Genomic DNA, 24,893 nt, shown 5'->3' with positions numbered 1-24,893 from the left:
CTGCAGACGCGAGCGGTCCGGCTCACTCGCCGCGACTGCGGACCCGGCGCCGCTCGCCCACGTGCGCTTCGGCGTGTAACCGTTCCGCCATATGTGGGTAGTGCAATTCGAAGGCCGGGCGGTTGGAGCGGATCCGGGGCAGTTCGGTGAAGTTGTGCCGCGGCGGCGGGCAGCTGGTGGCCCATTCCAACGAGTTGCCGTGGCCCCACGGGTCGTCAACGGTGACCGGCTCGCCATAGCGGTAGCTGCGGAACACGTTCCACACGAACGGCAGCATGGAGGCGCCCAGGATGAATGCGCCGACCGTCGCGACGACATTGAGCGGTTGGAAGCCGTCGGTGGGCAGATAGTCGGCGTAGCGACGCGGCATCCCGGCTGCCCCGAGCCAATGTTGCACCAGAAAGGTGGTGTGAAACCCGATCAGCGTCAGCCAGAAGTGGAGCTTGCCCAGCCGCTCGTCGAGCAGTCGGCCGGTCATCTTCGGAAACCACAGATAGATGCCGGCGAAGGTGGCGAACACGATGGTGCCGAACAATACGTAATGGAAATGGGCCACCACGAAGTACGTGTCGTGGACGTGGAAATCCAGTGAGGGGCTGGCTAGCATCACGCCGGTCAGGCCGCCAAGCAGGAATGTCACCAGAAAGCCGATCGAGAACAGCATCGGCGTCTCGAAGGTCAGCTGCCCTCTCCACATCGTGCCGATCCAATTGACGTACTTGATGCCGGTCGGCACCGCGATCAGAAACGACGTCAACGAGAAGAAGGGCAGCAGCACTGCCCCGGTCGCGAACATGTGGTGCGCCCAGACCGAGGCGGACAGGAAGACGATGGCCCACGAGGCGTAGATCAACGTGGTGTAGCCGAACAGTGGCTTGCGACTGAAGATGGGCAGTACCTCGCCGATGATGCCCCAAAACGGCAGCGCCACGATGTAGACCTCCGGGTGACCGAAGAACCAGAACAGGTGCTGCCACAGGATCGGACCGCCGTTGGCCGGGTCATAGACGTGGGCGCCCAAGTGGCGCTCGGCGGCCAGGCCGAACAACGCGGCGGTCAGCACGGGAAAGGCCAAGAAGATCAATACGCTGGTTGCCACGATGTTCCAGGTGAAGTTCGACATTCGGAACATCGTCATGCCGGGTGCGCGCAAGCAGACCACCGTGGTGACCATATTGACTGCGGCCAAGATGGTGCCCAGCCCCGACACAATGAGCCCCACGACCCACAGGTCAGCGCCGGGGCCCGGCGAATGGACGCTGTCACTAAGTGGCGTGTAGCCGGTCCAGCCGAATTCCGCAGCTCCGCCGGGGGTGACGAATCCCGAAAGGACCAGAAGCCCACCGAACAGGAACAGCCAGTACGACAGCGCGTTGAGGCGCGGGAAGGCGACATCGGGCGCCCCGATCTGCAGTGGCAAGACCAGGTTGGCGAAACCGAAGGCGATCGGCGTGGCGTACAGCAGCAGCATGATCGTGCCGTGGATGGTGAACAGCTGGTTGTACTGCTCATTGGATAGAAACTGCAGGCCCGGTGCAGCCAGTTCGGCGCGCATCAGCAATGCCATCAGTCCTGCGGTCAGGAAGAAGCCGAAGGCCGTCACCACGTACATCTGGCCGATCACCTTGTGGTCGGTAGTAGCCAGCAACTCGACAATCGCCTCGCCGCGGGGCTTACCGCGCGGCGGGAACGGTCGGGCTGCGACGACCTCGGTGGGGGCCGCCCCCGCCTCGTCGATGACCATTGCTCTCCCGTCACCACGCACGACAGCGATCAGGTGTGTGGCCGGGATACCCGTCGGGGGCAAGCGGAAAACCCGGCATCCAAGTGACGCCGGCCTAACACGCGTCCAAGGGGCAAAGATCCCCTAGCGTTTCACCGACCGCTCAGGCGCGGTGAACTGGTTCAGCCGGCGTGCGCACCCGGTGCGCGGACGATCAACGGCACACCGGGGAAGTAGGCCGCCATCTCGGCGCGGGCCCGGCGCAACGCAGCGGTGCCGTAGCCCTTCTTGCGGTGTTCGGGATGAATCCAGATCCGCACGTTGACCTCACCGTGGTTGAGGTCGCCGAAGACCATTCCGACCTTCTGCCCGCCGTCGATGGCGACGAACAGGGCCGCGTCCTCATCCTCGACGCGTGCCAGCGCCGAGCTGATCTCGTCGCCGATATCGCCGGCAGGCCGTCCGGTGCCGTCCGCGCTTGCGCCGACGTCCGTGGTCCGATCCGCCAAGATGTCCCGGTCCTGCTCACCGGAGAACACCCGCAGCGCCAGGGTCTCGCCGGAACTGGCCGGCCGGTCACCGAAGGTGAACGTCAGCTCGTTGTTCAAATCGTTGAGTTCGTCGGCGATCTTGTCGCGCGACTCCTTGGTGAGCTGATCCAGCGACATTCCGATCACCGCTTCGCAGCCCAGCGGCGAGACGCCCAGCAGGTTCGCGATCGCCTGCACGGCCGATGCGCGGTCGTTGGAATCGACGATCACGTCGAGCACCTCGTGGCGGCGTTCCATGGCCTTCAGGAGGGCATCGGTGATTTCACGGCGGGAGACAGCACGGTCGACAGCGGTCATGCGAGTCAGCCTAGACCCAAGCCGGCGGCACCGTTGCGGTGTTTATTCCGGAAGCCGCAGCTCGGGCTTCTCCACCTCTTCGATGTTGACGTCTTTGAAGGTGACCACCCGCACCTGCTTGACGAATCGGGCCGGCCGGTACATGTCCCACACCCAGGCATCGGCCAGCCGAAGCTCGAAATACACCTCGCCGTCGGCGTTGCGGGGCACCATCTCCACGCTGTTGGCCAGGTAGAAGCGCCGTTCGGTCTCCACCACGTAACTGAACTGCCCCACGATGTCCTTGTATTCGCGGTACAGCGAGAGTTCCATCTCGGTTTCGTACTTCTCGAGATCCTCGGCACTCATCTGCTCAGCCGTCCTTCTGCTCGGTTCGTCGACCCCATTGTCCCAGTCGCCGCCGCAGCCATCGCCACGTTGCGCACGTTGATAAACGAGAAGCGATGCTGGCTGCACGGTCCCAACGCAGACAGTGCCGCGGTGTGCGCCGCGGTGGAGTAGCCCTTGTGTACCGCGAAGCCGTAGCCGGGGTGGTCGGCGTCCAGGGTCGCCATGTAGCGGTCCCGACTGACCTTGGCCAGCACGCTCGCCGCGGCAATACACGCAGCCGCCCCGTCGCCGCCGATCACCGGAAGCGAGGGCATCGGCAGCCCCGGGACCCGGAACCCGTCGGAGAGCACATAGCCCGGCCGCAGCGGCAGGCCCGCCACCGCGCGCCGCATGCCCTCGATGTTGGCCACGTGCACACCGCGCGCGTCAACGTCGGCGGGCTCGATGAAGACCACGTGGTAGGCCAGCGCGTACCGGCAGATCAGCGGGAACAGCCGCTCGCGGATCTTCTCGGTGAGCTTCTTGGAGTCGTCGAGCGCCGCCAGGGCCGCGGGTTTGCCCGGCCCGAGCACACAGGCGGCCACCACCAGCGGCCCGGCGCAAGCGCCGCGGCCGACCTCGTCGACACCGGCGACCGGGCCGAGCCCGCTGCGGTACAGCGCCGACTCCAGAGTGCGCAGCCCCGGTGAACGACGAATCACCGTGCGCGGCGGCCAGGCCGGAGGCATCGCTACGGGCCCTGCTCGGCCATCTTCTGGGGATTTACCGATTTTACCGGCCCCCAGCGCGACGGCGGCCAGGCGATGAACCTGGTCTTGCCGATCACGTTGGCCACCGGCACGGTGCCGGCGTCCAGATCTGCTCCGGTGCACAGGATCCGGCGCTGCAGGTCGGGTTGGACCTGCACCGAGTCGCAGTGCGCCCGCGAGTCCGACGAATGGGTGCGGTTGTCACCCATCACCCACAGCCGCCCCTCGGGCACGGTCACCGGACCGAACTCGTTGCCGAGGCAGGGATAGACCATCGGGTCGACCATCAGGGTGGCCGGGTTCAGGTAGGGCTCGTGGAGCAGCTTGCCGTCGACGGTCAGGCCGGTGTCGTTGCGGCACTGAACCGTCTGACCGCCCACCGCGATGACCCGCTTGACCAAGTCGTTCTCGTCGGGTGGGACGAACCCGATGAACGAGAGAGCGTTTTGCACCCAGCGCACGGGCGTGTTGGTCGACCGGATCGACTTGTAGCCGACGTTCCAAGACGGGGGGCCGCGGAAGACCACGACGTCACCGGGCTGCGGTGCGCCGAAGCGGTAGGTGACCTTGTCCACCATGATGCGGTCGCCGACGCAGCCGTGGCAGCCGTGCAACGTCGGCTCCATCGACTCCGACGGGATGAGGTACGGACGTGCCACGAACGTCAGCATCAGGTAGTACAACACCAGCGCGATCGTGATCAGCACGACCGACTCGCGCAGCGTGCCGTGCTTGCCGTCCTCGGGCACCTCAGCAGCCTCAGCCGACTCGGGGGAACTTTCGGGTGATGAGCCCGTGGTTTCGGTCACGAGATCAGGGTAATGACCGCGTCAGCGGCACCGGAGACCGATCGGAAAAAGCCCGGCGCGGGCAAGATCAGCGCTTTTCCTTGATCTTGGCCTTCTTGCCGCGCAGCTCACGCAGGTAGTACAGCTTGGCGCGCCGGACGTCACCGCGGACCACGACGTCAATGTGGTCGACGTTCGGCGAGTGCACCGGGAAGGTCCGCTCCACGCCGACGCCGTAGCTCTCCTTGCGGACGGTGAACGTCTCGCGCACGCCGCCACCCTGCCGGCGGATGACCACACCCTTGAACACCTGGATGCGCTCCTTGGAGCCCTCGATCACCTTCACGTGCACGTTGACCGTGTCGCCGGGGGCGAAGGCCGGGATGTCGTCGCGCAGCGACGCCTTGTCGACGATGTCCAGCGTGTTCATTGCGGAAACACTTCCTCGCAGGTCGCGGCTTCGGACCGGCCGACACGCGTTGTGGGCATGCAGACGGTTACCGAGCCGATGGGTTCGGGCATGTTGTCGCGCTGTGCGGTGACCGGGACGCCAGGACTCCGCTGCAGCATCAACCGCAGGCGACAACTGCTCAATTGTGCCAGACGCAGCGCAACCAGTGAAATCGCGCAAATCGCCGCTGGTCGTTCCACGCCGAGCCGGGCCGCCGTGATAATTCTGGAGGCGACCGAACTGCGCGATCCGCTTGCCCACGCGGTAACCTATCCGGCGGGCCGATGGCAGCAGTTGTGGCGAGCCCGTGAACCCCATGTCGGTGCCGTTACGCACCTGATACCTGTTGAGGAGGCCACCCGCCGTGCGGCCATCGATGCTTCTGTTGACCATCGTCATGGTGATTTCCACGGTGGTGTTCGGCTGCGACGAGAAGGTCTATGGCGCCGACGCCGTACGGCCGACGCCGTACCGCGCACCCGAGGTGACACCGGTGGCCACGGCGATCGAAGCCCCCCGGGCGCCTGCGATTCAGCCGGCCGCGGTGGTCGATGGTCTCTCCGCGCGCATGCAGGAAGCCACCGACGATGCCGCCAAGGTCGGTGCCAACATCTCGGTGGCGGTGCTGGACCGGATCTCGCACCAGCTGATCACCAACGGCAACACCCGGCCGATCGCCACTGCGTCGGTCGTCAAGCTGTTCATCGCCGACGACCTGCTGCTGCGCAAGGCCGAAGCCGGCCTGTCGGCTGATGACCGGGCTGCTCTCGATTCGATGCTGCGCGCGTCCGACGACGGGGCGGCCGAGACATTCTGGAACCAGAACGGCGGCAACGCGATCATCACCCGGGTGGCCGGCCGCTATGGTCTGGCCGGCACCGCACCGCCGTCGAACGGTGCCTGGTGGAACACCATCAGCACCGCACCGGACCTGGCGCGTTACTACGACATGCTGCTCAACGGTTCCGGCGGTCTGCCACCGGCCCAGGCCAACATCATCATGAACAACCTCGCGCAGTCCACCCCGAGCGGCCTCGACGGCTACCCGCAGCGCTTCGGGATCCCGGAAGGCCTGTACGACGAGCCGGTGGCGGTGAAGCAGGGCTGGATGTGCTGCATCGGCAACAACTGGATGCACCTGTCGACCGGCGTGGTCGGGGCGGATCGTCGCTACATCGTGGTGATCGAGTCACTGCAGCCCAGTGATGACGCCACCGCGCGCACCACCATCACCGAAGCCGTGAAGACCATCTTCCCCGGCGGCCGGATCTAGGCAGCTTCGTCGTCCTGGCGCCGAGTGTGCGGTTTCGTCGGCGAAAGTCCGCTTGGATTCAGGCGGTCGCTGCAACAAACGTGGACGGGTCTGACAGTAGTCGGTCGAGTTCTTCGGCGGGGGTGCGCCAGCCGAGGCGTTTGCGGGGTCGGGCGTTGAGCGAGGTTCGACGGAGGAGAGCCGACGCTGGAACCGCCGGACGAACCCCGCGGTTTAGCGAGGTTCGACGGAGGAGAGCCGACGCTGGAACCGCCGGACGAACCCCGCGGTTTAGCGAGGTTCGACGGAGGAGAGCCGACGCTGGAACCGCCGGACGAACCCCGCGGTTCGGTTTGGGCGGCGGCCGCTGCCAACAGGTGCCCGGTGGCCTCGACGTTGACGCGACGCGCCAGGTCGCGGTGCATGTAGATGAACGGCGGGATCACCGCCGCCAGGTGGATGATCGCGGCCGGCCGGACAGCGCCGACCAGAGCGTCGACGGCCGCCGGATCGGTCAGATCGGCGTAGCGCACTTGCACCGACGCGGGTAGTGCGGCGACCGCCTTGCGGTTGGCCGGAGTGTCCAGGTCGGTCGCGACAACGGCGCGGCCATCGGCGGCCAACTGCCGCACCACCGCCGAACCGACCAGCCCGAATCCGCCGGTGACCAGCACCGCTCCCACGACCACCTCCTCAGCTAGCGTGATCCTGCCGTGAAAGTGCGGCTGAAGCCAGGACTACTCCGGGTGCGGCTCGGCGACCACCGTCGCCAGGTGCGGATGCGCCTCGGCCTTGACCCGCTCGAAGAGCTCCTTGTAGTACGGCATGCAGTCGGCCATGGCCTGCTCGGTGGTGAACAAAGGCTGGTAGCCGAGATCGCGGCCGGCCTTGGCGATCGAGAAGTAGTTGTTCAGGTAAAGCCGTTCCACCGCGCCGGGTTCCAACATCGGCTCGGGCAGGCCGAACCGGAAGTGCAGCCACTGCCAGGCGAACATCGTGTCGCGCACCATCCGGCCGGACACTCGCAGCTTGGGCCAGTGCTCGCCGCACGCCTCCATGACCGGTCGAGCGAACTCGAACATGTTGATCGGTTCACCGTCGTTGATGAAGTAGGCCTGACCGGGTGCCGATCCGCCGGGCACCAAGTGCTGAGCGGCCAGGATGAAACCGTGAATCAGGTTGTGCACGTAGGAGTTGTCGAGCTTGGCGCGCTTGCTGCCGACCAACACTTTCACGTGACCGGCGACCACGCTTTCGAACAGCTTGCGGAACATGGTCTGGTCCCCGTCGCCCCAGATGCCCGACGGGCGGATCGCACAGGTCAGCATGCCGTCAACGCCGTTCTCGCCGAGCACGAACTTCTCGGCGACCACCTTGGTCTCGGTGTAGAGGTCGTTGAACTTGGTGGTGTAGGCCATGGTTTCGTCGCCGCCCGAGATGGCTTTGCCGCCCATCACCACACTGTTGGAGGCGGTGTAGACGAACCGCTTCACCCCGGCCTGCTGTCCGGCCTGGACCAGGTTCTTGGTGCCGTCGACGTTGACCGCGAAACTGCGACGGCGGATCTCGTCGGTGACCTTGGCGCCGCCCTGCAGATCGATGATCGCGGCGGTGTGGAACACGGTGTCGATGTCGGCGACCGCCGCGGCCACGGTCTGCGGGTCGCAGATGTCGCCTTCGAGCTTCTCCAGGTTGGGGTGGTCGGGCAGGCTCGACGGCGCGCGGTCGAAGGACCGCACCTGGTAGCCGCGTTCCAGCAGCGTCTTGACGAAGTTGGTTCCGACGAAGCCGGAGCCCCCGGTGACCAGTACCCGGCCGAGTTCAGTAGTCAGTGAAGGATCACCCATCGGGCGAGCATAACTGAACGTGTTTCAGTTCCCGTGGTCTTGTAAAGAGGGAAGTCACGCGCGGGCGTCGTCGCCGGGCTCGGAGTCCAGCGCTTCCTGCACCCGACGGCGGGCACCGGCCAGGTGCTCTTCGCACCGCTTGGCCAGCTGCTCGCCCCGTTCCCACAGGCTCAACGACGCGTCGAGATCCATCCCGCCCTGCTCCAGCCGCTGCACCACGTCGATCAGCTCGTCGCGGCATTGCTCATAGCCAAGCTCACTAACGGGTGTCACCGGATCGGCTTGCTCAGCTGCCATCGCTGGGTCCTCCAAGAAGTCGCCCCTCACTCGTTGCCGCGACGGCCCCGTCGGCCACCCGGATTCGCAGTCGGGTGCCGGCCGGCGCATCGTTGACCGACCGCAGTACATGCGGTCCCGCCGCGCCGACAGTCTGGACGACCGCGTAGCCGCGCGCCAACGTCGCGGCCGGGCCCAGGGTAGCCAGCCGGGCCGCCAGGTGCCCCACCCGTTCGTTCTGTACGGCGATCAGCCGGGTGACGTCCCGGCGCACCGCGGCCAGGGCACGCCGTATCTCCTCGCCGCGCTCGGTCAGCGCGCGCAGCGGGTCGGCCAGCACCGGTCGGCTGCGCAGTTGCGTCAGCACGCGGTCCTCGCGCACCACCCAGTTACGTACCGCCTGCGCGCTACGTCTTCGCAGATCGTCGACCAGCGCCTGTTCGGCGGCGGCGTCCGGGACGATCCGCTTCGCCGCATCGGTGGGGGTGGCCGCGCGCAGGTCAGCGACCAAATCGCACAGCGGGCTGTCGGGTTCGTGGCCGATCGCGCTGACCACCGGGGTGCGGCACGCCGCGATGGCCCGGCACAGGGTTTCGTCGGAGAACGGCAGCAGGTCCTCGACGCTGCCGCCCCCGCGGGCCAGCACGATCACTGCCACGGCCGGGTCTGCGTCCAGGTCGCGCAGCGCCTCGACGATCTGGGCGACGGCGGTCGGTCCCTGCACGGCGGTGTTGCGCACCGCGAAGCGCACCGCCGGCCACCGGGTGCCGGCCACCGTCATGACATCGCGCTCGGCAGCGCTGGCGCGCCCGGTGATCAGGCCGATCGTGCCGGGCAGGAACGGCAGCGGCCTTTTGAGTCGCGGATCGAACAATCCCTCAGCGTCCAGCAGCCGGCGCAGTCGCTCGATGCGGGCTAGCAGCTCGCCGACGCCCACGGCGCGGATCTCGGTCAGGCGCAGCGAGAAGGTGCCCCGGGCGGTGTAGAAATTGGGTTTGCCGCAGACCACCACCTGGGTGCCTTCGGTCAGCTTGACCGGCGCTGAAGCCACCATTTCGGGGCTGCACGTCACCGTTAGGGACATGTCGGCGGCCGGATCGCGCAGCACCATGAAGACCGTCCGCACGCCGGGGCGCAGGTTGATCTGGGTGAGCTGCCCTTCCACCCACACCGAACCCAGCCGGTCGATCCAGCCCTTGACCCGGATGGCAACCGCGCGGACCGGGAACGGGTTTTCGGCGGATTCGCCCGGCGCGGGGGCGGTCACTTCGCGGTGGTGCGGGTGATCCTGTTGGCCAGCAGCGTCTGGAACGGTGCGCGGGCCTTGGTGGCCTCTTCGTAGGCGAGCAGGGTCTCCAGCTCGTCGAGGCTGAGCGACGCTAGCCGGGCCCGCAGCTGGGCCAGGGTCAGCGAGCCGTAATCGAGCTCGTCGACCAGGTCTGGGGTGGGCACCGGCGGGTCCGCGGCACCGTTCCGGCCGGCAGGAGCCTCGTTGGCCGAGGGTGCGCTCGGCGGGGTCGCCCCGTCTTCGCTGAACGAGTAGAGGGCGAACCGCCCGTCGTTGCGCGGGCCGGCGACGTCGTCGTCGAACGTTGCGGCACTGCCATCGAAGCTGTCGTCGACATCGTCATCGAAGGTTGCCCACTCCGGCTGCTCATCCTTTGGCGGGAACAGCGACTCGAGAGTGGTGTCGCCCTTGTTGACCAGGTCAGCGACACCCTGCTGCCAGCGCATCACCGCGTGCGCGGCCTGGCTGGCCAGCGTCATCGGGTAGGTCAGGATGGTTTGCGGCAGCTTCAGGGTCTCCTCGACCGCGACGGTGGCCGCGCCGACCAGAAGCCGGACTCCAAAGGGTGCAGTTGCCATGGCCCCAGCCTGCCTTACCTGCCGGTCATCTCCAAGTATTGACCGGCATGACGCGAGCTGGCGGTCTCATATCGGCAGACCGTACGCTGGTTGCCATGCCCCAAACCGTCGACGTGGAGATCGCCTACCGTTCAGCCGCGCGGGCGAGCGGCGCCCCCGCCGGCAAGCGGGTGCTGCTGGCGGAGCCACGCGGCTACTGCGCGGGCGTGGACCGAGCAGTCGAGACCGTCGAGCGGGCCCTGGAGAAGCATGGTGCCCCGGTGTACGTGCGCCACGAGATCGTGCACAACAAGCATGTGGTGGACACCCTGACGAATAAGGGTGCGGTCTTCGTGGACGAGACCGATCAGGTGCCCGAAGGCGCCATGGTGGTGTTCTCCGCGCACGGTGTGGCCCCGACCGTGCATGAGTCTGCCGCCGACCGCGGTCTGCGGGTGATCGACGCGACCTGTCCGCTGGTGACCAAGGTGCACAACGAAGCCAAGCGATTCGCTCGCGATGGCTACGACATCCTGCTGATCGGCCACGCCGGCCACGAAGAGGTCGTCGGGATCATCGGCGAGGCCCCCAACGACGTGCAGTTGGTTGACGGCTTAGATGCTGTAGCCGCGGTGACCGTCCGCGACGAGAACAAGATCGTGTGGCTGTCGCAGACCACGCTCAGCGTGGACGAGACGATGCAGACAGTGTTCAAGCTGCGTGAACGGTTCCCGAACCTGCAGGATCCGCCCAGCGACGACATCTGCTACGCCACTCAGAACCGCCAGACCGCGGTCAAGGCGATGGCCCCGGAGTGCGAGCTGGTGATCGTGGTGGGCTCGCGGAACTCCTCGAACTCCTGCCGGCTGGTCGAGGTGGCGCTGGGTGCCGGTGCCGGCGCGGCCCACCTGGTGGACTACGCCGACGACATCGACCCGGCGTGGCTGGCTCCCGAAGCAGGCGAGGTACAGACCATCGGCGTCACCTCGGGTGCGTCGGTGCCGGAGATCCTGGTCCGCGGAGTGCTGGAGCGGCTTGCCGAGCACGGCTATGGCACGGTGTTCCCGGTGGCCACCGCCAACGAGACCTTGGTGTTCGCCTTGCCTCGCGAGATCCGGCCGGATCGGCGCTAGCGTCGATCGCAGGCGCGCCGTCAGCCGGGCGCTTGATGGCTGCTCAGTGAAGAATGTCAGCAGTCAATCCGTTGTTTTGGGGCTCTCTAACGCGTCGAGGTTGGCCAGGGCGATCCGCGTACTTGTCTCGTGATTGGAGAGGGGCCGCATGTGGTCCCATCCCTCGATCACCAGCGTCGGACTGTCGTCCTGGCCGCTGAACTCCTCCAGGAAATATCGAAGGGTCTCACTCGTCGTGTGATCGACGAGGGGCACGCGCCGGCTCAAGTGCAGTTGCACCGTCTGTGTATCCGGCGGAAACTGCCCTAACTCCCGAATTACGTGGAACAGGTTGAAACACACCAGGGAACCATCCAGGTACAGGTGGTAGGCACCCTCATCGAAATCCCTTTGCGACACCGGATTGCGGAAGAGACTGAGCAAGCGCCGGGCAAGACTCGGATTGGCGGAATCCGAGCGGTTGCGCAGCGTGTGCCAAAGACTCTCCAACCACAGATTCAGCGCCAATTTCACGGCGACGCCGGCCAGAAGGCCGATGAGCAGGTCCGTCGTCAACGTCACGAGCAAGGTGATCGCGAAGATGATGAACTGCTCCGTCCCGACCCGTGCGACATTGAGCCAAACCGCGGGCTTGCACAGTTTGTAGCCGATGAACACCAGGACGGCGGCCAGCACCGTCAAAGGGACCATGTTGATCAGGTTGCTGAACAGCAGCACGAACATCAGCAGGAAACAGGCGTTGTAAAAGTTGGCCCACTGGGTCCGGCCGCCGCCCAGAATATTGGCGGTGCTCTTGATCATGCCGGGGATGATGGTCAATCCACCGAGCGCGCTGGAGGCGACGTTGGACGCGCCCATGGCCTGCAGGGTCCGATCCGGGTCGGAGCGGCGGCGAAAGGGATCGATTCTGTCCACGGCCGCGATCGTGGCCAGGGACTCGGCCCCGTCGATCAAGACCAGGGTGATGACCAGGTAGGCCAGCGTCAGCCATAGTTCGGGATGGGCGAACACCGTTCCGAACTGAGGCATGACAACCCCGTCCATGACCGAACTGGGGACGTTGATCAGGTAGGGCTCGTCCAGCTTCAGGATGAATACGCTGGCGAGCGTGCCGACGAAGAACACCCAGACCGGTGGCGGCATCACCCTCAGCAGTCGCCCGGGCATCGCTGTCAGCACGAAAAGCCCCGCCAGGCAACCGATCCCCAGGATGAAGACCTGAAGGTTCATCGACCCGAGGTGGCGGGGAACTTCGGCTAAGATCGCCCAGAATTCGCGGCCCTCGAACGGCACACCCATAAACAGCGGGATCTGCTTGGCGATGATCATCAGGCCGATCGCGGCCAGCATGCCCTGAATGGCCGCAGCCGGGAAGATGGCGCTCAGACGGGCCACCTTCAACCTGGCAAGGATCAACTGCACCCCGCCCGCCAGGGCGATGGCAACCAGAACCAGGGGATATCCGACCGCAAGCAACTCCGATTCCGAGGCGCCCTCGCCCAGGCGGATCTGTCCCAGCGTGATCATGCCGGCGAACAGGACCGGCGCCAATCCCGCCGCCGGGCCGCTGATGGTCACATACGAGCCGCCTAAAAACGGCAGGACAAAACCCGCAATGATCGCCGACACGATCCCGCAGATCGGCGGCGCGCCCGAGGTGATCGCGATTCCCATCGAGAACGGCAGCGAGACCATGGCCACGGTGAAACCTGACCGGAGGTCATAGCGCCAGTGCTTGAGACCGGCCAGGCCATTGCGCGGCTTTTCGGTCGGAACGGTCACGATCTGTTTCATGGATCAGCTCTCTCGGCACCGGCTTAAAACACTGGGGTAAAGCGCTGCCGAAATTCGTGCCGCATCACTCCGACTTCATGCCGGGAGGACGGAAATACGGGGGTGGGACGGACAAATCGCATGGTAGTCGTTACAGCGGAATGCGCCAATTGAGCCGCAGCCACCAAAAAATCCGCGCTGTGGTAAACGCCAAACCATCAGGCCGATACGGTTAGCTGCATCGGCCCAGTTCCACCTAAGTATCGATAACTCATCCCAGCTCGGTAGCAAATTTGGCTTGATTCAGCACCTCGGAGACCCCTGTTTCGTCGGTGGATCGAGGCTAAGTGTCGAGCGCGGTGCGAGCCGGCTTGGCTAGACGTCGAACTCCCAGGAGTCGACTTCGTCGCGCGGTGGACGCGAGCGGGCGCGGGGCGCCGCGTCGGCCTCGTCGGCTCCTGACCCGCGGTAGCGCACCTGGGAAACGGGGTGCCGAGTGCCGGTTCCATTGCCGCGCCCGTCGGCGCCCGTCGGCGCCGGTCGGCGCCGGGGCATCGACTCGGAGGCTTCGGTCGGGCGGTAGCTGCGTGGATGCGGATCCCGGTTCGCCCTCGAGAGCGGATCGCCTGAGCGCGATGCGTCCTGGGGCGGGCGCGGACGCCGCCGCGGCTCGTCTTGCCAGTCGGGTGCCGGGCGCCGGCGGGGTTGACGCTCGTCATGCGCCTCCGGAGCCGGGCGGCGCCGTTGCTGCATTGGTTGGTCGCGGCCGTCGGCTGCCGGGCGGCGACGCGGGCGCGGTTGGTCTGCGGCGCGGGCGTCCATGTCCGGCCGAACGTGCCGCGAACGTGTCGGCGCCGAGCCGTTGGTCGCGCCGCGGCGCTCGGTGGAGCGGGTCCGTGATCGAGACCCAGAACCCGCGCGCGCGGCCCGACGGGATTCCGCGGTGGCGCGACGGGGACGCTGACCCGGGCGCCCCTCGCGGGAAGCCGGCTTCTCGATGGCGTGCGCGGGGTTGCGGGTGAGGGCCGAGGTGAGCATGGCACCCACCCGGTCGCTGAGGGTGGCCCGCTTCGGAGTGGCGTCGTCCGCGGTTTCGCGTTTTGCGGTTCCGCCCAGCATCCCGAGGTACCAACGGACCATTCCGATCAGCAGCACCGCCGCGGCGGTGAACAGCATCAGCGGGAATCGTTCGATCAGGGGATAGCCGCAGTTGATGACGATGGCCTTGAGGCCGGGGAATCCGCCGCCGCGCAGCAGCCAGTACGCGCTGGGCACGCTGACGAACAGGATCAGCGGGGGTTGGACCACCGTGGCGAACACGGCCGATTGCTGCACCATGAGCACCGCGGCGATACAGCCCATCGCGTAGAGCGCGGAGAAGACGATGGTCAGTTCTTTGTCTCCGGAGCCGGCGTCGAACGCTACCCCGATCGCGGTCGCGACCACCGCCACGGCCACGGCACTCCACCACGGCAATCCGGCGATGTTCGGCAAAATCGAACGGTGGTCAGCGGCCACTGCCGACTTCTCCCGCGCTACTGCCACACACTGACGGTACCGGCTGACGGCGGCGGGGGCGCACGGCGGCACGCCCCGGGCCTTAGACTTGGCTTCCCGTGAGCCTGAGTCTGGGAATCGTGGGGTTGCCCAACGTCGGTAAGTCGACCCTGTTCAACGCGCTGACGCACAACGATGTGTTGGCCGCCAACTACCCGTTCGCGACGATCGAGCCGAACGAGGGTGTGGTGCCGCTGCCCGATCCCCGGCTGGTCAAGCTGGCCGAGATCTTCGGCTCCGAGCGGATCCTGCCGGCGCCGGTGACCTTCGTCGACATCGCCGGCATCGTCAAGGGTGCCTCGGAGGGCGCCGGCCTGGGCAACAAGTTCCTGGCCAACATCCGCGAGTGCGACGCGATCTGTCAGGTGGTGCGGGTCTTCGCCGACGACGACGTGGTGCACGTGGACGGCAAGGTGGACCCCGAGGCCGACATCGAGGTGATCGCCACCGAGCTGATCCTGGCCGACATGCAGACCCTGGAGAAGGCGGTGCCGCGGCTGGAGAAGGAAGCCCGCAACAACAAGGACCGCAAGCCCATGCACGAGGCCGCGGTGGCCGCCGCGGCGATTCTCGACACCGGCAAGACGCTGTTCGCCGCCGGGGTGGATCCCGCGCCGCTGCGCGAGCTGAACCTGCTGACCACCAAGCCGTTCCTTTATGTGTTCAACGCCGACGAGTCGGTGCTCACCGATGCCGCGCGGGTCGCTGCGCTGCGCGAGCTGGTGGCCCCGGCCGACGCGGTCTTCCTCGACGCCAAGATCGAAGCCGAGCTTGCCGAGCTCGATGACGAGTCGGCGATGGAGCTGCTGGAGTCGATCGGGCAGAGTGAGCGTGGCCTGGATGCCTTGGCGCGGGCTGGTTTTCACACCCTGAAGTTGCAGACCTACCTGACTGCCGGGCCCAAGGAGGCGCGGGCCTGGACCATTCACCAGGGCGACACCGCGCCCAAGGCGGCCGGGGTGATCCACACCGACTTCGAGAAGGGCTTCATCAAGGCCGAGGTGGTCTCCTACGACGACCTGGTCGAGGCGGGGTCGATGGCCGCCGCCAAGTCTGCCGGCAAGGTGCGCATGGAGGGCAAGGACTACGTCATGGCCGACGGGGACGTGGTGGAGTTCCGGTTCAACGTCTAAGACTGCCGACATGTCTGAACGTCGTGACCGGTGACGTTGCGGACGGGCATGCGATGGCCTTGAACTGCTAGTTTCTATCCCGGTCAACATTGGCCACGGCAAACAGGCAAGCAAGGAGGCCACCGAAGTGGCAGATCAGTTGCCGCCGTGCCCGGCTTGCGGTGAGGCGTTCAGCTACGAGCAGGGGGCACTGCTGGTGTGCCCGATGTGCGGCCACGAATGGTCCCCCGATGAGGCGTCCGATGCCGACTCGGCGTACGCGGAGGTCGCCGTCAAGGACTCGGTCGGCAATGTCCTTGCCAACGGAGACACCGTGATTGTCGCGACGACGGTGAAGGTCAAAGGCGGCGGTGGTTCTGTCATCAAAGCTGGCACGAAGGTCCGTGGGATCCGGCTCATCTCTGATGGCGTCGGCGATCACGATATCGACGCGAATGTGCCCGGTCTGGGCCGTATGCAGCTCAAGTCGAGCGTGGTCAAGAAGGTCGTCTGAACCGTCTGTTCCACGGAATCGCCGGCCCTCGTCGACGGTGAGGTTGTCATGGCGGGTGGCGCAGGTCGCGCGTTAAATCATTGAAACATCGGGTGCGCAACGGGCCGGTAGGCGGTTAGCTGAAGGGTAACTGCGGATGGAGGGAGCGCTGAATGGTTACGCGCAAGCCTCGATTGCGGACGGTCTCGGATGATCCGGCCCGAGTCGAATACCGAACCGTGCACGGATATCTCCGGGCGTTTCGGGTGGCCGGGGACGGGCCGCCGCTGCTGTTGATCCATGGGATTGGGGACAATTCGTCGACCTGGAAGCCGCTGATCCCGCTGCTGGCGCAGAAGTACACGGTGATCGCCCCGGATCTCCTCGGTCACGGGCTCTCGGATCAGCCGCGCGCTGACTATTCCGTCGCCGCGTTCGCCAACGGCATGCGAGATCTGCTGTCGGTCTTGAATTTTGACCGGGTGACGGTTATCGGGCATTCCTTGGGCGGCGGGGTGGCGATGCAGTTCTGCTACCAGTACCCACAGATGGTTGAGCGGCTGGTGTTGGTGGCCGCCGGCGGTGTGAAGCGTGAGGTCAACCCCGCGCTGCGGCTGGCGTCGCTGCCGGCAGCGCCGCAGGCGCTGGCCGCACTTTCAGTGCCAGGATTCGAGACAGCGCTTCGGATGGTTCGGGGTCAGATCGACAAGGTGAACCTGCCGGCGCTTCTGGTCGATCTGCCCGAGATCCTGCGGGTGCTAGGTGATTTGAGTTCGCCGAACAAGCGGGCAGCGTTCGTGCGGACGCTGCGCGCCGTGGTGGATTGGCGCGGGCAGATGGTCACCATGCTCGACCGCAGTTATCTCACCGAACGGCTCCCGATCATGATCGTCTGGGGCACCCACGATCTGGTGCTGCCGTATTCGCACGCCAAGCTCGCACACGCCGCTATGCCGCATTCGCGGTTGGAAACCTTCGTCGATTCCGGTCATTTCCCGTTCCGTGACGACCCGCTGCGGTTCGCCGACCTCGTCGACGAATTCATCACCAGTACGGTGCCGCTGGATTTCGACCTGGAACGGTGGCGTCGGCTACTCACCGACGGAGCGGCCGACCCAGCGGTGGCGGATCCGGATGAGGAGTTGCTGCGCGCGTTGAGCGACGTCCGCAGCGCAACCTGACCCGCGGGGTCTGGCGTCATGACCGATGGTCTGAACGCGCCGAACGGGGGGAGACGGGCAGCGTCAGACTGCCCAGAACTACGCCCTCGTCGCCCTCGTCCGAGGGCTCGATTCCGAGGAGCGGTCCTCAGAATGTTGGCATCCGAACTGGGTCGGCGCAGTCGATCGTGGCCCCTGACCCGCGATTCTCCATGCGTGCCCTCGTTCATTCGCCTAGCGTCACCGCGCCCGTCTTCCGCCGCGCTAGAATTCTGTACATGACTACGCTGCCGCTCGCTGAGGTGCGGGCCAACCTGTCCAAATTGGTGGATGAGGCCGTGCGCACGCATCAGCGGGTGGAGGTCACCAAGAACGGGCGCCGCGCCGCCGTGCTGATCAGCGCCGACGACTACGACTCACTCATAGAGACGCTCGAGATTCTGGGTGATCGAGAAGCGATGGAGGCCATTCGCGAGGCGGACGCCGATATCGCGGCCGGCCGCGTCTACCCGCTTAACGAGGTGAAGGCCGAACTCCGTGCGAGGGGCATCATCACTTCATGACGTACCGGGTCGAGCTGACTCGGCGCGCCCGGCGAAGTTTGTGCGAGGAGCTTCCCGAGGTGGTCGCCGCGGCTTGTTGGGAGTTCATTCGCGGTCCGCTTGCCGAGAACCCGCAGAGGGTCGGCAAGCGCCTGCGCGACGAGTTGGCTGATCGCTGGTCGGCGCGGCGCGGCGAGTTTCGGGTTGTCTACGAGATCCATGAGGACGTCGTCGTTGTCCGGGGTATCGACGTACGGCATCGTCGTGATGTTTATCGGTGACGGAACGTGGTGGAGTTTCGGTTTAACGTATAACGTTATTGACGAGATGCGTTATACGATCGTCTCGTGATCAGGTCGTTCGGCGACAAGGACACCGAGCGGATCTGGCAGGAGCGGTACGTCAAGGGTGTGGACCGGACGATCCAGCGGGCAACGTTGCGGAAGCTCGAACTGATCCATGCGGCCAGGGTCATCAGGGATCTTCGAGTTCCGCCGGGCAATCGCCTGGAGCGGTTGGTCGGTGGTCGGCGCGGGCAGCACAGCATCCGCGTCAACGCCCAATGGCGAATCTGCTTTGTCTGGAGTGAAGGGGGTGCAGAAGATGTCGAACTCGTCGACTGCCGCTGAGAATGATCGGATCGAGCCGATCCATCCGGGGGAGATCCTGATGGAGGACTTCATCGAGGGCTTTGGGATCACCCAGAACAAGCTGGCCGTGTCCATCGGTGTGCCGCCGCGTCGGATCAACGAGATCGTGCACGGCAAGCGTGGAATCACGGCCGACACGGCGATCCGTCTGGCGCGGTACTTCGGAACGTCAGAGGAGTTCTGGATGAACCTTCAGTCGCACTACGAACTCCGGACCGAGCGTCGTGCGCTGATGGACCAGGTCGAGGCCATTACGCCTCTAGAGAGTGCGTAGCTGTTGATCACGGAAAGTCTTGCGGGTCAATGGAGTCTCGTACGAGATGTGGTGCGGAGGAGCGCCGGTCCGACTTTCACGGGCATTCGCTTCGTGCGGTATCCGGTCATGATGCCGCCTGCGTAATCTGCCGTTTATCGGCGTCGGGATCCGGTGGAGTTCAGATTCAACGTCTAGCTGGCGGTGTCGACTCGTACTGTTTGCCTATGGGCCATGACGAGCGAACTACCTGGGTGATCGTCGCTTCCCGCGACCACGCACGACGTGGGCTCCGGGACGGGTTCGTCATGGCGAACCATGGCAAGCGCGCTCCATTGGCCCGCATGAAGATCGGCGACGGCATCTTCATCTACTCACCGAAGACGGCCTTTCCTGACGGCGAGCCCTTCCGCGCGATCGCCATCGTCGGAAAGATAACCGGTGAAGCTCCCGAACCGAGCGCCGCGATTCCGGGTGGTTTTCGGTTGGCCGCCTCCCTGCGGGAGATCAGCCCACTGCCGCTCAGCCGCATTCGCGACCAATTTCCGGTGAACCGCGTGCGCTTCGGCTGCTTCTCTCTGTCGTCTGAGCAGAGTGCGGCGATCTGGGCATTGGTGGACGAGGGCTCGGAGGCTGTTTATGTCAGTGACGTTGATCGGTAACGGGACGTGGTGGAGTTGCGGTTCAACGTGTAGGGACTGTTGCGAAGTCGTTTTAACCAGTGGTTGATGCCGGAGAAGTCGCCGACGTGTGTCTCGGCGGTGACCTCACTGCGACGACCATGGGGGAGGCTCGTCCTCATGTCGGTGGTTGAGGTGATCTACCTGGTGGCGGCGCTGCTCTGGATTTTTGTGGTGGTGGCTGCGGCGTGCATCGGAGGCCGCTACCTGGTGAAGCTTCGTGCCAAGCGCCGCCAGGTGGCTGGGCTGATCGACATCGTGCGACTGTCCATCGAGCGCGCCATCGTCCCGTACCGGGCAGTGGCAGCCGGCGGTGCCGCCGTTCTTCAGCGGGTAGTTGCCGGAAGCGGTGTCTTCGGGAGCGTCGCTCAGTTGATGATCTCGTCGAGCCCGTCAGCGCGCAGCGCGGCCAGCCGATCACGCCACTCCTGAAGTGCCTCGGGCGTCAGTCGCGGCCAATCAAGGATCTCTTCGACAACGACAAGCGGTGCACTGCTGCGATATGAGCGGGTCGGATTGCCGGGGAACTTCTTGTCGGTGACGTTGGGGTCGTTCTCGAATTCCCCGGTCGGTTCGACGCGGTACACCCGCGGTTCCCCGTCGCCGGCGGCGAGCTCGGCCGCCAGCCCGGCACCGCTGACCAGCGCGGTGAAGTAGATGTGGTTCATCGCGATCTCGGGCCGGTAGTTGGACCGGAAGCCCGCGCTGAGCAGGTCACCAACCACCAGTTGAGCTTTGGTGCCGTGAAAGAACGGGCCCGCTTCCTCGATCGCGTCCATCGGTTACAGGGTATCGAGGCGTGGAGGCCCTTGCCCGGTAATCTGACCGCGGTGCGGATCCGTGACTGCGTCGGCCCGGCCGAATATCCCCGGCTGGTGGCGATCTGGCGCAGCGCCGTCGCCGCGACGCACGACTTTGTGGCAGAAGCCGACCGCGCGGCGATCGAAAGCCAGCTGGCGGGCAAGTACTTTCCCGGAGTTCGTCTCACCGTCGCTGAGATCGACGGTGAGCCGGTGGGTTTCGCCGGCACGGCGGGGGAGCAGCTGGAGATGTTGTTCGTCCACGCCGATGCTCGTGGCCACGGAGTCGGTACCGCACTTCTCGAACACGCGATGGCCGAGCAGCAGATCCGCTTGGTCGACGTCAACGAGCAGAACGAGCAGGCGGTCGGGTTCTACGTTCGGCGCGGTTTCGTCGTCACGGGCCGCAGCGAGCGTGACGATGCGGGTCGGCCATACCCGTTGCTGCACATGGAGGCACTGCTCACGCCGGTCCTGAGTTATCTGAACGAGAACCGGCCGGGCGAGCCGGTCGGCGCCTACCTCTACGGTTCGGCGGCAACCGGCGGGCTGCGGCCGGACAGCGACGTCGATCTGCTGGTCCTCACCCGCACGACGTTGTCCGAGTCCGAGCGGGCCTCGCTGGTCTCCGTGCTGCTGAGTGCGTCCGGGTGGCGCGGGCACGCTGCCCAGTTCCCCGAGGTCGCCGACCGTCGGCCCCTAGAACTGACCAGCCTGGTCGTGGCCGACGTTGATCCGTTGCCGCAGAAGCCCCGCCGCGACTTTCAATTCGGCGAATGGCTGCGCGCGGAGCTGCTGGACGGTCATGTCCCGCCCCCGATTTCCGACCCCGATGTGGTCGTGCTGCTGGCCACCGCCCAGAGCGCGCATCGGGTGCTACGCGGCCAACCGCTCGAAGCTCTCGTCGCTCCGGTGCCGCCCGAGCTACTCCGGCACGCCCAGCTCGCGTTGCTGCCCGACCTCATGAACGACCCAGCCGGCGAGGAGCGGTTCTTCCTACTGACCTTGGCGCGCATCCTGGTCACCATCGAGACCGGGCAGATTGTGGCCAAGGACGTTGCCGCGCAACGAGTCGCACCGCGATTGACGGGACAAGATCGTGTTCTGCTGGAGCTTGCCGGGCAGGACTATCTCGGCCTCGCCCAGGTGGACTGGCGCGACCACTACGACCAGGTCGTGGCGTTGGTGCCGACGCTGGTCGGGCTGATCCGCGAGGCCGACGAGGCTGGCCGCGGCTAGCGTGCCTACCGCGCCCCGAGGGCTGCACAAGGTTCATTTAATCGAGGCGGCTCGCACGAAATTCGGCAGCTGAGGTGCCGCCTATCCTGCATTCGCGCTAGAATTCTGTACATAACGACGCTGCCGCTGGCCGAGGTACGGGCGAATCTGTCCAAGTTGGTCGATGAGGCGGTCCGGACACATCAACGCGTGGAGGTTACTCGGCAGGGCCGGCGAGCAGCCGTGATTCTTGGCGCTGACGACTACGACTCGATCATGGAAACGCTGGACATCTTGAGCGACCCGGATCTGATGAGAGAACTTCGTCAAGGGCAAGCCGACATCGCCGGCGGGGATCTCTACTCCCTTGATGATGTGGCGAAGGAGATGCGGGCCAAAGGGCGATTGCCTCAGTGATCTATGAGGTGGTCTTGTCTCCGGGTGCGCGCAGCGCCTTGTCGGAGGAGCTTCCGGAAGCGGTTGCTGCGGCGTGTCTCGAGTTCATCATGGGACCACTGGCCGAAAATCCGCGACGCGTAGGCAAGCCGCTCCGAAATGAACTCACCGGAACCTATGCGGCGCGACGGAGGCAGTTTCGCGTCCTCTACGACATCGACGACTACCGAATTCGTGTTGAGGTGATTTCGGTCCGTCACCGCTGCGACGTCTATCGAACGTAGGGGTCTACAGCCCTTCTCAACACCCGCCCCCCACTTACTACGTCGCGTAGTGATTAGCTTTGGGGGAGGCGACATGAGGTGGCGCGGAGTCAGTCACGTTGAGTTCGCGGTCTTGAACTACGACGATTCCCTCAAGTTCTATGACGCGCTGTTCGGCTGGCTCGGCTATAGCAGCGTCTCGTCGCTAAACATGGAATATCAGTCGATTTACCACATGACCAATCACGCAAATCCGCACAGCTACATCGGCATTCAGCCGGCCCGCACCGGAGGGAAGCTGACGCGCCGCGATCAGGCGGTCGGCATCAACCATATTGCGTTGTGGGCACGTAATAGGAAAGAGGTCGACCGCTTTCACCGCGACTTCTTGGCCGCGCGCGACATCCACGTCACCGACGAACCCAAGGAGTACCCGCAATACTGGCCGGGCTACTACGCGGTGTTCTTCGACGACCCGATCAACGGCATTCACTGGGAGCTGGCGTGGTTGCCCAAAGTTCCCAGCCCGCGTCAGGTCTGGTCCTCTTACTCCGCGCTTCGGGGCTTCGCCTGAAGTCGCTCAGACTTGGTGAACACCGTGCCGGGCTTCGTTCTACAGGCACGGCGAACGCTGCCGAGTCGAACTCGGCGTAGCCCGTTTGGATCAGAAAGATTCGATGGCCAAGACGTGACGACTACCAGATGACGGCGAGCCCCGCGGCCGTCAGGGCCAGGGCGCCCGCGGCGTAGAACAGCGGGCGAGGGGCTTCCCCTCCTGACTTGCGCTGCCGGGCCCGGCCGATGCCCAGCACGGCACCGAGGGCGATCAGGATCACCAGCTTGATCTCGATCTTGGGGTAGTTGAGCACCACGCCGGCGGGCCAGGGGGCGGCCAGCGCGAGTCCGGTCAGCAGCGACAGCACCACGCCGTAGTCCATCACCGGGGTGAGCTGGAAGCGCCGTGCCGCGGCTTCGGCGATCAAGGCCCCGAAGGTCACCGCGAATCCGACGATGTGCAGCAGAACTATTACGTGCCGTAGTACCTCCACGTCGCTCAGGCTAGCCCCTGGCGGCGGCAAATGGTATTCCTTTGGGCGACCTGGTGGCCGCGTGCTTCGCCGACCACATCGCGGGGTTCTACCCTTACCGGCATGACTTCTTCGACAACTCGCCTGGCCGCCGTCGTCGCCGCCACCAGTGACCCGGCTGCCGCCGACCCCGCCGGCTCCCAGGTGGTCTTCCGTGCCTCGGCCGTCGCGCACGACGCCGTCGCCAGCACCATCACCATGGGCCGCTACAGCGTTGAGGTCGATGAACCGCCAGCACTCGGCGGCGAGAACACCGCACCCAATCCGGTCGAGTACTACCTGGGCTCGCTGCTGTCCTGCCAGGTGGTCACCTGGCGGTACTGGGCCGAGAAGTTGGGCATCGCGGTCGACGAGATCACCGGGCGGGCCGAGGGAGACCTGGACGTGCGCGGATTCTTCGGTCTGGACGATTCGGTCCGCCCCGGCTTCAGCGAGGTGCGGGTGGTCGTCACCGTGACTGGCCCGGAAAGTGAAGAGCGGTACCGCGAACTACACGAGGTCGTCGAAAAGCATTGCCCGGTACTGGATTTGACCACCAATGTCACCCCGGTGCGCAGCACGCTGGAAATCGGGTAGCGGCGATGATCTTCATCGTGGTCAAGTTCGCGGTCAAGCCGGAGTGGGCCGAGCGCTGGCCGCAGCTGGTGGCCGGCTTCACCGAGGCCACCCGTGCCGAGCCGGGCAACCTGTGGTTCGACTGGTCGCGCAGCCTGGAGGATCCAAACGAGTACGTGCTCGTCGAGGCCTTCCGGGACGGTGCGGCTGGCGGCGCGCACGTCAACAGCGATCACTTCAAGCAGGCCATGGCCGACATGCCGCAGGCGCTCGTGTCGACGCCGAAGATCATCAGCCAGCAGATCGACGCCACGGGCTGGTCGGCGATGGGCGAGCTGACGGTCTAGCGATTTCGGCGCGATAACTCCCGCTGGGCGGGCGAAACCGCGCCGAAATCGCAACTAGCGCACCACGACGATCTCCCGGCCCAGCTGGTAACCGGGAGCCAACGGCAGGATGTCGCCGCTCCAGAACGAGCCGGGGTCGAACCAGTTCGAATTCTTGTCGGTCGACAGCAGACCCATCTCCTCGTAGGTGATGGCCACCGTCTCGGCGCAGTAGGCGGTCTGCAACGCGACCTTGCTGTTGCGGGCCTTGCGTCGCTGGCTGATCTCGTGAACCTTGCGGTCCAGAAACGGGATGCCGCGGGTCCAGTCGGCCAGGGTGGGCATCCGGCCCCGCAGCCACCGGCCGGTGAGCCGCGCCGTGGTGGGAAACGCGGTGCCGTCCATCCGCGCGATCGCCTGCAGCAGGTGGTTCTCCTGCTTGCGGGTGATGGTCCCACTGAGCTGGCGAAACCAGCAGCGCTGCTCGTAGCGGCCCATCCACTGTTCGACGGCGGCCCGGGCGTCGTTGAGCTGCACGCCGCGGTGATTGGTGCCGGTCCAGAAGTCGTGCAGCTTGTCACCGAGCTCGGCATGCCAGATCAGCGGCGGCAGGTCATCGAGGGCCACCGTCATCCCGACGTGGTTCACCGGAGAGTTGGACAGCGTTTGGATAGCGCGGTCGGGGCCGGAGCGCCCCCGGAACAGCCAGATGTCGCCGGTGCGCGTCTCCGCCAACGCACGCTCCAAAGTCACGGTGTGTTCGTCCACGCTCAGCACCATAAAGT

The 24,893-nt window shown here is 65.6% G+C and carries 31 protein-coding genes and 3 pseudogenes; 18 read left to right on the top strand and 16 right to left on the bottom strand.

Annotated features, from left to right (window positions below; translation table 11 throughout):
- Nucleotides 1-22: 22 nt before the first annotated feature.
- The 6 genes from ctaD to rplS form a co-directional block, all read right to left on the bottom strand.
- On the bottom strand, nt 23-1,744 hold the full coding sequence (gene ctaD / locus NM962_14995; protein ID UVO11283.1) for a cytochrome c oxidase subunit I: 1,722 nt from the start codon (nt 1,742-1,744) through the stop codon (nt 23-25).
- Nucleotides 1,745-1,905: 161 nt separating this feature from the next.
- Nucleotides 1,906-2,571, bottom strand: a complete 666-nt coding sequence (locus tag NM962_14990; protein ID UVO11282.1) for a GNAT family N-acetyltransferase — start codon at nt 2,569-2,571, stop codon at nt 1,906-1,908.
- Nucleotides 2,572-2,613: 42 nt separating this feature from the next.
- Nucleotides 2,614-2,919 carry a DUF2469 domain-containing protein gene (locus tag NM962_14985; protein ID UVO11281.1) on the bottom strand — a complete coding sequence of 102 codons (306 nt, stop codon included), beginning with the start codon at nt 2,917-2,919 and terminating at the stop codon, nt 2,614-2,616.
- Nucleotides 2,916-3,629 (bottom strand): ribonuclease HII, encoded by a 714-nt coding sequence (locus NM962_14980; GenBank protein ID UVO11280.1) that lies wholly within the window; start codon nt 3,627-3,629, stop codon nt 2,916-2,918. The genes NM962_14985 and NM962_14980 overlap by 4 nt, the downstream gene beginning before the upstream one ends.
- Before the next feature lie 2 nt (nt 3,630-3,631).
- Complete coding sequence (lepB, locus tag NM962_14975; protein ID UVO14750.1) at nt 3,632-4,399, bottom strand: signal peptidase I; 768 nt, start codon at nt 4,397-4,399, stop codon at nt 3,632-3,634.
- 127 nt (nt 4,400-4,526) lie between these two features.
- Complete coding sequence (gene rplS / locus NM962_14970; GenBank protein ID UVO11279.1) at nt 4,527-4,868, bottom strand: 50S ribosomal protein L19; 342 nt, start codon at nt 4,866-4,868, stop codon at nt 4,527-4,529.
- Nucleotides 4,869-5,265: 397 nt separating this feature from the next.
- On the opposite strand from rplS, the gene NM962_14965 reads away from it, so the two are divergent.
- Nucleotides 5,266-6,162, top strand: a complete 897-nt coding sequence (locus NM962_14965) for a hypothetical protein (GenBank protein UVO14749.1) — start codon at nt 5,266-5,268, stop codon at nt 6,160-6,162.
- Between the two features lie 332 nt (nt 6,163-6,494).
- Here NM962_14965 and NM962_14960 read toward each other — a convergent pair.
- From NM962_14960 to NM962_14940, 5 genes and pseudogenes are all read right to left on the bottom strand, one after another.
- Nucleotides 6,495-6,824: pseudogene (locus tag NM962_14960) on the bottom strand (SDR family NAD(P)-dependent oxidoreductase).
- Between the two features lie 54 nt (nt 6,825-6,878).
- Nucleotides 6,879-7,988, bottom strand: a complete 1,110-nt coding sequence (locus NM962_14955) for an NAD-dependent epimerase/dehydratase family protein (protein ID UVO11278.1) — start codon at nt 7,986-7,988, stop codon at nt 6,879-6,881.
- 54 nt (nt 7,989-8,042) lie between these two features.
- Entirely contained in the window at nt 8,043-8,285 is a 243-nt protein-coding gene (locus tag NM962_14950) for an exodeoxyribonuclease VII small subunit (GenBank protein ID UVO11277.1), read from the bottom strand.
- Nucleotides 8,275-9,531 carry an exodeoxyribonuclease VII large subunit gene (gene xseA / locus NM962_14945; protein ID UVO11276.1) on the bottom strand — a complete coding sequence of 419 codons (1,257 nt, stop codon included), beginning with the start codon at nt 9,529-9,531 and terminating at the stop codon, nt 8,275-8,277. The genes NM962_14950 and xseA overlap by 11 nt, the downstream gene beginning before the upstream one ends.
- The gene (locus NM962_14940; protein UVO11275.1) at nt 9,528-10,130 is read right to left on the bottom strand and encodes a lipid droplet-associated protein; all 603 of its coding nucleotides are present in this window, start codon (nt 10,128-10,130) and stop codon (nt 9,528-9,530) included. Before NM962_14940 ends, xseA begins: the two co-directional genes overlap by 4 nt.
- A 95-nt stretch (nt 10,131-10,225) precedes the next feature.
- Here NM962_14940 and NM962_14935 point away from each other — a divergent pair, with 95 nt between their 5' ends.
- On the top strand, nt 10,226-11,242 hold the full coding sequence (locus tag NM962_14935) for a 4-hydroxy-3-methylbut-2-enyl diphosphate reductase (protein UVO11274.1): 1,017 nt from the start codon (nt 10,226-10,228) through the stop codon (nt 11,240-11,242).
- 63 nt (nt 11,243-11,305) lie between these two features.
- On the opposite strand, the gene NM962_14930 is transcribed toward NM962_14935, so the two are convergent.
- Nucleotides 11,306-13,036: a SulP family inorganic anion transporter gene (locus NM962_14930; GenBank protein ID UVO11273.1), complete on the bottom strand. Its 1,731-nt coding sequence runs from the start codon at nt 13,034-13,036 to the stop codon at nt 11,306-11,308.
- A gap of 354 nt (nt 13,037-13,390) precedes the next feature.
- The gene (locus tag NM962_14925) at nt 13,391-14,560 is read right to left on the bottom strand and encodes a hypothetical protein (GenBank protein UVO11272.1); all 1,170 of its coding nucleotides are present in this window, start codon (nt 14,558-14,560) and stop codon (nt 13,391-13,393) included.
- A 71-nt stretch (nt 14,561-14,631) separates the two neighbouring features.
- Between NM962_14925 and ychF the strand changes: the two genes are divergently transcribed.
- The 9 genes from ychF to NM962_14880 all read left to right on the top strand — a co-directional run bounded on the left by ychF (nt 14,632) and on the right by NM962_14880 (nt 19,894).
- Entirely contained in the window at nt 14,632-15,705 is a 1,074-nt protein-coding gene (gene ychF, locus NM962_14920) for a redox-regulated ATPase YchF (GenBank protein UVO11271.1), read from the top strand.
- Nucleotides 15,706-15,832: 127 nt separating this feature from the next.
- A complete protein-coding gene (locus NM962_14915; protein ID UVO11270.1) occupies nt 15,833-16,198 on the top strand; it encodes a zinc ribbon domain-containing protein YjdM in 366 nt (121 codons plus the stop codon).
- Between the two features lie 152 nt (nt 16,199-16,350).
- Nucleotides 16,351-17,358 carry an alpha/beta hydrolase gene (locus NM962_14910; GenBank protein ID UVO11269.1) on the top strand — a complete coding sequence of 336 codons (1,008 nt, stop codon included), beginning with the start codon at nt 16,351-16,353 and terminating at the stop codon, nt 17,356-17,358.
- 257 nt (nt 17,359-17,615) lie between these two features.
- Nucleotides 17,616-17,900: a type II toxin-antitoxin system Phd/YefM family antitoxin gene (locus NM962_14905; protein ID UVO11268.1), complete on the top strand. Its 285-nt coding sequence runs from the start codon at nt 17,616-17,618 to the stop codon at nt 17,898-17,900.
- The gene (locus NM962_14900; protein UVO11267.1) at nt 17,897-18,160 is read left to right on the top strand and encodes a type II toxin-antitoxin system RelE/ParE family toxin; all 264 of its coding nucleotides are present in this window, start codon (nt 17,897-17,899) and stop codon (nt 18,158-18,160) included. Before NM962_14905 ends, NM962_14900 begins: the two co-directional genes overlap by 4 nt.
- Before the next feature lie 66 nt (nt 18,161-18,226).
- Nucleotides 18,227-18,508, top strand: coding sequence for a type II toxin-antitoxin system RelE/ParE family toxin (locus NM962_14895; protein ID UVO11266.1), 282 nt, complete (start codon nt 18,227-18,229; stop codon nt 18,506-18,508).
- The gene (locus NM962_14890) at nt 18,483-18,803 is read left to right on the top strand and encodes a HigA family addiction module antitoxin (GenBank protein ID UVO11265.1); all 321 of its coding nucleotides are present in this window, start codon (nt 18,483-18,485) and stop codon (nt 18,801-18,803) included. The genes NM962_14895 and NM962_14890 overlap by 26 nt, the downstream gene beginning before the upstream one ends.
- Before the next feature lie 206 nt (nt 18,804-19,009).
- Entirely contained in the window at nt 19,010-19,444 is a 435-nt protein-coding gene (locus tag NM962_14885) for an EVE domain-containing protein (GenBank protein ID UVO11264.1), read from the top strand.
- Between the two features lie 138 nt (nt 19,445-19,582).
- On the top strand, nt 19,583-19,894 hold the full coding sequence (locus tag NM962_14880; GenBank protein ID UVO11263.1) for a hypothetical protein: 312 nt from the start codon (nt 19,583-19,585) through the stop codon (nt 19,892-19,894).
- Here the strand turns inward: NM962_14880 and arr are convergent.
- On the bottom strand, nt 19,831-20,241 hold the full coding sequence (gene arr / locus NM962_14875) for an NAD(+)--rifampin ADP-ribosyltransferase (GenBank protein ID UVO11262.1): 411 nt from the start codon (nt 20,239-20,241) through the stop codon (nt 19,831-19,833). The genes NM962_14880 and arr overlap by 64 nt on opposite strands.
- Before the next feature lie 42 nt (nt 20,242-20,283).
- On the opposite strand from arr, the pseudogene NM962_14870 reads away from it, so the two are divergent.
- The 5 genes and pseudogenes from NM962_14870 (at nt 20,284) to NM962_14850 (ending at nt 22,845) form a co-directional block, all read left to right on the top strand.
- Nucleotides 20,284-20,715, top strand: a pseudogene (locus NM962_14870) (acetyltransferase).
- Nucleotides 20,713-21,501 (top strand): DUF4111 domain-containing protein, encoded by a 789-nt coding sequence (locus NM962_14865; GenBank protein UVO14748.1) that lies wholly within the window; start codon nt 20,713-20,715, stop codon nt 21,499-21,501. The pseudogene NM962_14870 and the gene NM962_14865 overlap by 3 nt, the downstream one beginning before the upstream one ends.
- A gap of 156 nt (nt 21,502-21,657) precedes the next feature.
- The gene (locus NM962_14860) at nt 21,658-21,897 is read left to right on the top strand and encodes a type II toxin-antitoxin system Phd/YefM family antitoxin (protein UVO11261.1); all 240 of its coding nucleotides are present in this window, start codon (nt 21,658-21,660) and stop codon (nt 21,895-21,897) included.
- Complete coding sequence (locus NM962_14855) at nt 21,894-22,160, top strand: type II toxin-antitoxin system RelE/ParE family toxin (protein ID UVO11260.1); 267 nt, start codon at nt 21,894-21,896, stop codon at nt 22,158-22,160. The genes NM962_14860 and NM962_14855 overlap by 4 nt, the downstream gene beginning before the upstream one ends.
- A 73-nt stretch (nt 22,161-22,233) precedes the next feature.
- Nucleotides 22,234-22,845: pseudogene (locus tag NM962_14850) on the top strand (VOC family protein).
- On the opposite strand, the gene NM962_14845 reads toward NM962_14850, so the two are convergent.
- On the bottom strand, nt 22,835-23,188 hold the full coding sequence (locus NM962_14845; protein UVO11259.1) for a Fe-S protein: 354 nt from the start codon (nt 23,186-23,188) through the stop codon (nt 22,835-22,837). The pseudogene NM962_14850 and the gene NM962_14845 overlap by 11 nt on opposite strands.
- Before the next feature lie 102 nt (nt 23,189-23,290).
- On the opposite strand from NM962_14845, the gene NM962_14840 reads away from it, so the two are divergent.
- A complete protein-coding gene (locus NM962_14840) occupies nt 23,291-23,803 on the top strand; it encodes an OsmC family protein (GenBank protein ID UVO11258.1) in 513 nt (170 codons plus the stop codon).
- Nucleotides 23,804-23,808: 5 nt separating this feature from the next.
- Nucleotides 23,809-24,129, top strand: a complete 321-nt coding sequence (locus NM962_14835) for an antibiotic biosynthesis monooxygenase (GenBank protein ID UVO11257.1) — start codon at nt 23,809-23,811, stop codon at nt 24,127-24,129.
- A gap of 54 nt (nt 24,130-24,183) precedes the next feature.
- Here the strand turns inward: NM962_14835 and NM962_14830 are convergent, their stop codons facing one another.
- Nucleotides 24,184-24,888 (bottom strand): guanylate cyclase, encoded by a 705-nt coding sequence (locus NM962_14830; protein ID UVO11256.1) that lies wholly within the window; start codon nt 24,886-24,888, stop codon nt 24,184-24,186.
- Between the last annotated feature and the right edge of the window lie 5 nt (nt 24,889-24,893).

Source organism: Mycobacterium sp. SVM_VP21 (assembly GCA_024758765.1).
Lineage (GTDB): Bacteria > Actinomycetota > Actinomycetes > Mycobacteriales > Mycobacteriaceae > Mycobacterium > Mycobacterium heraklionense_C.
Note: the sequence above shows the minus strand (reverse complement) of the source record. Positions and strands in the feature narration are given on the sequence as shown.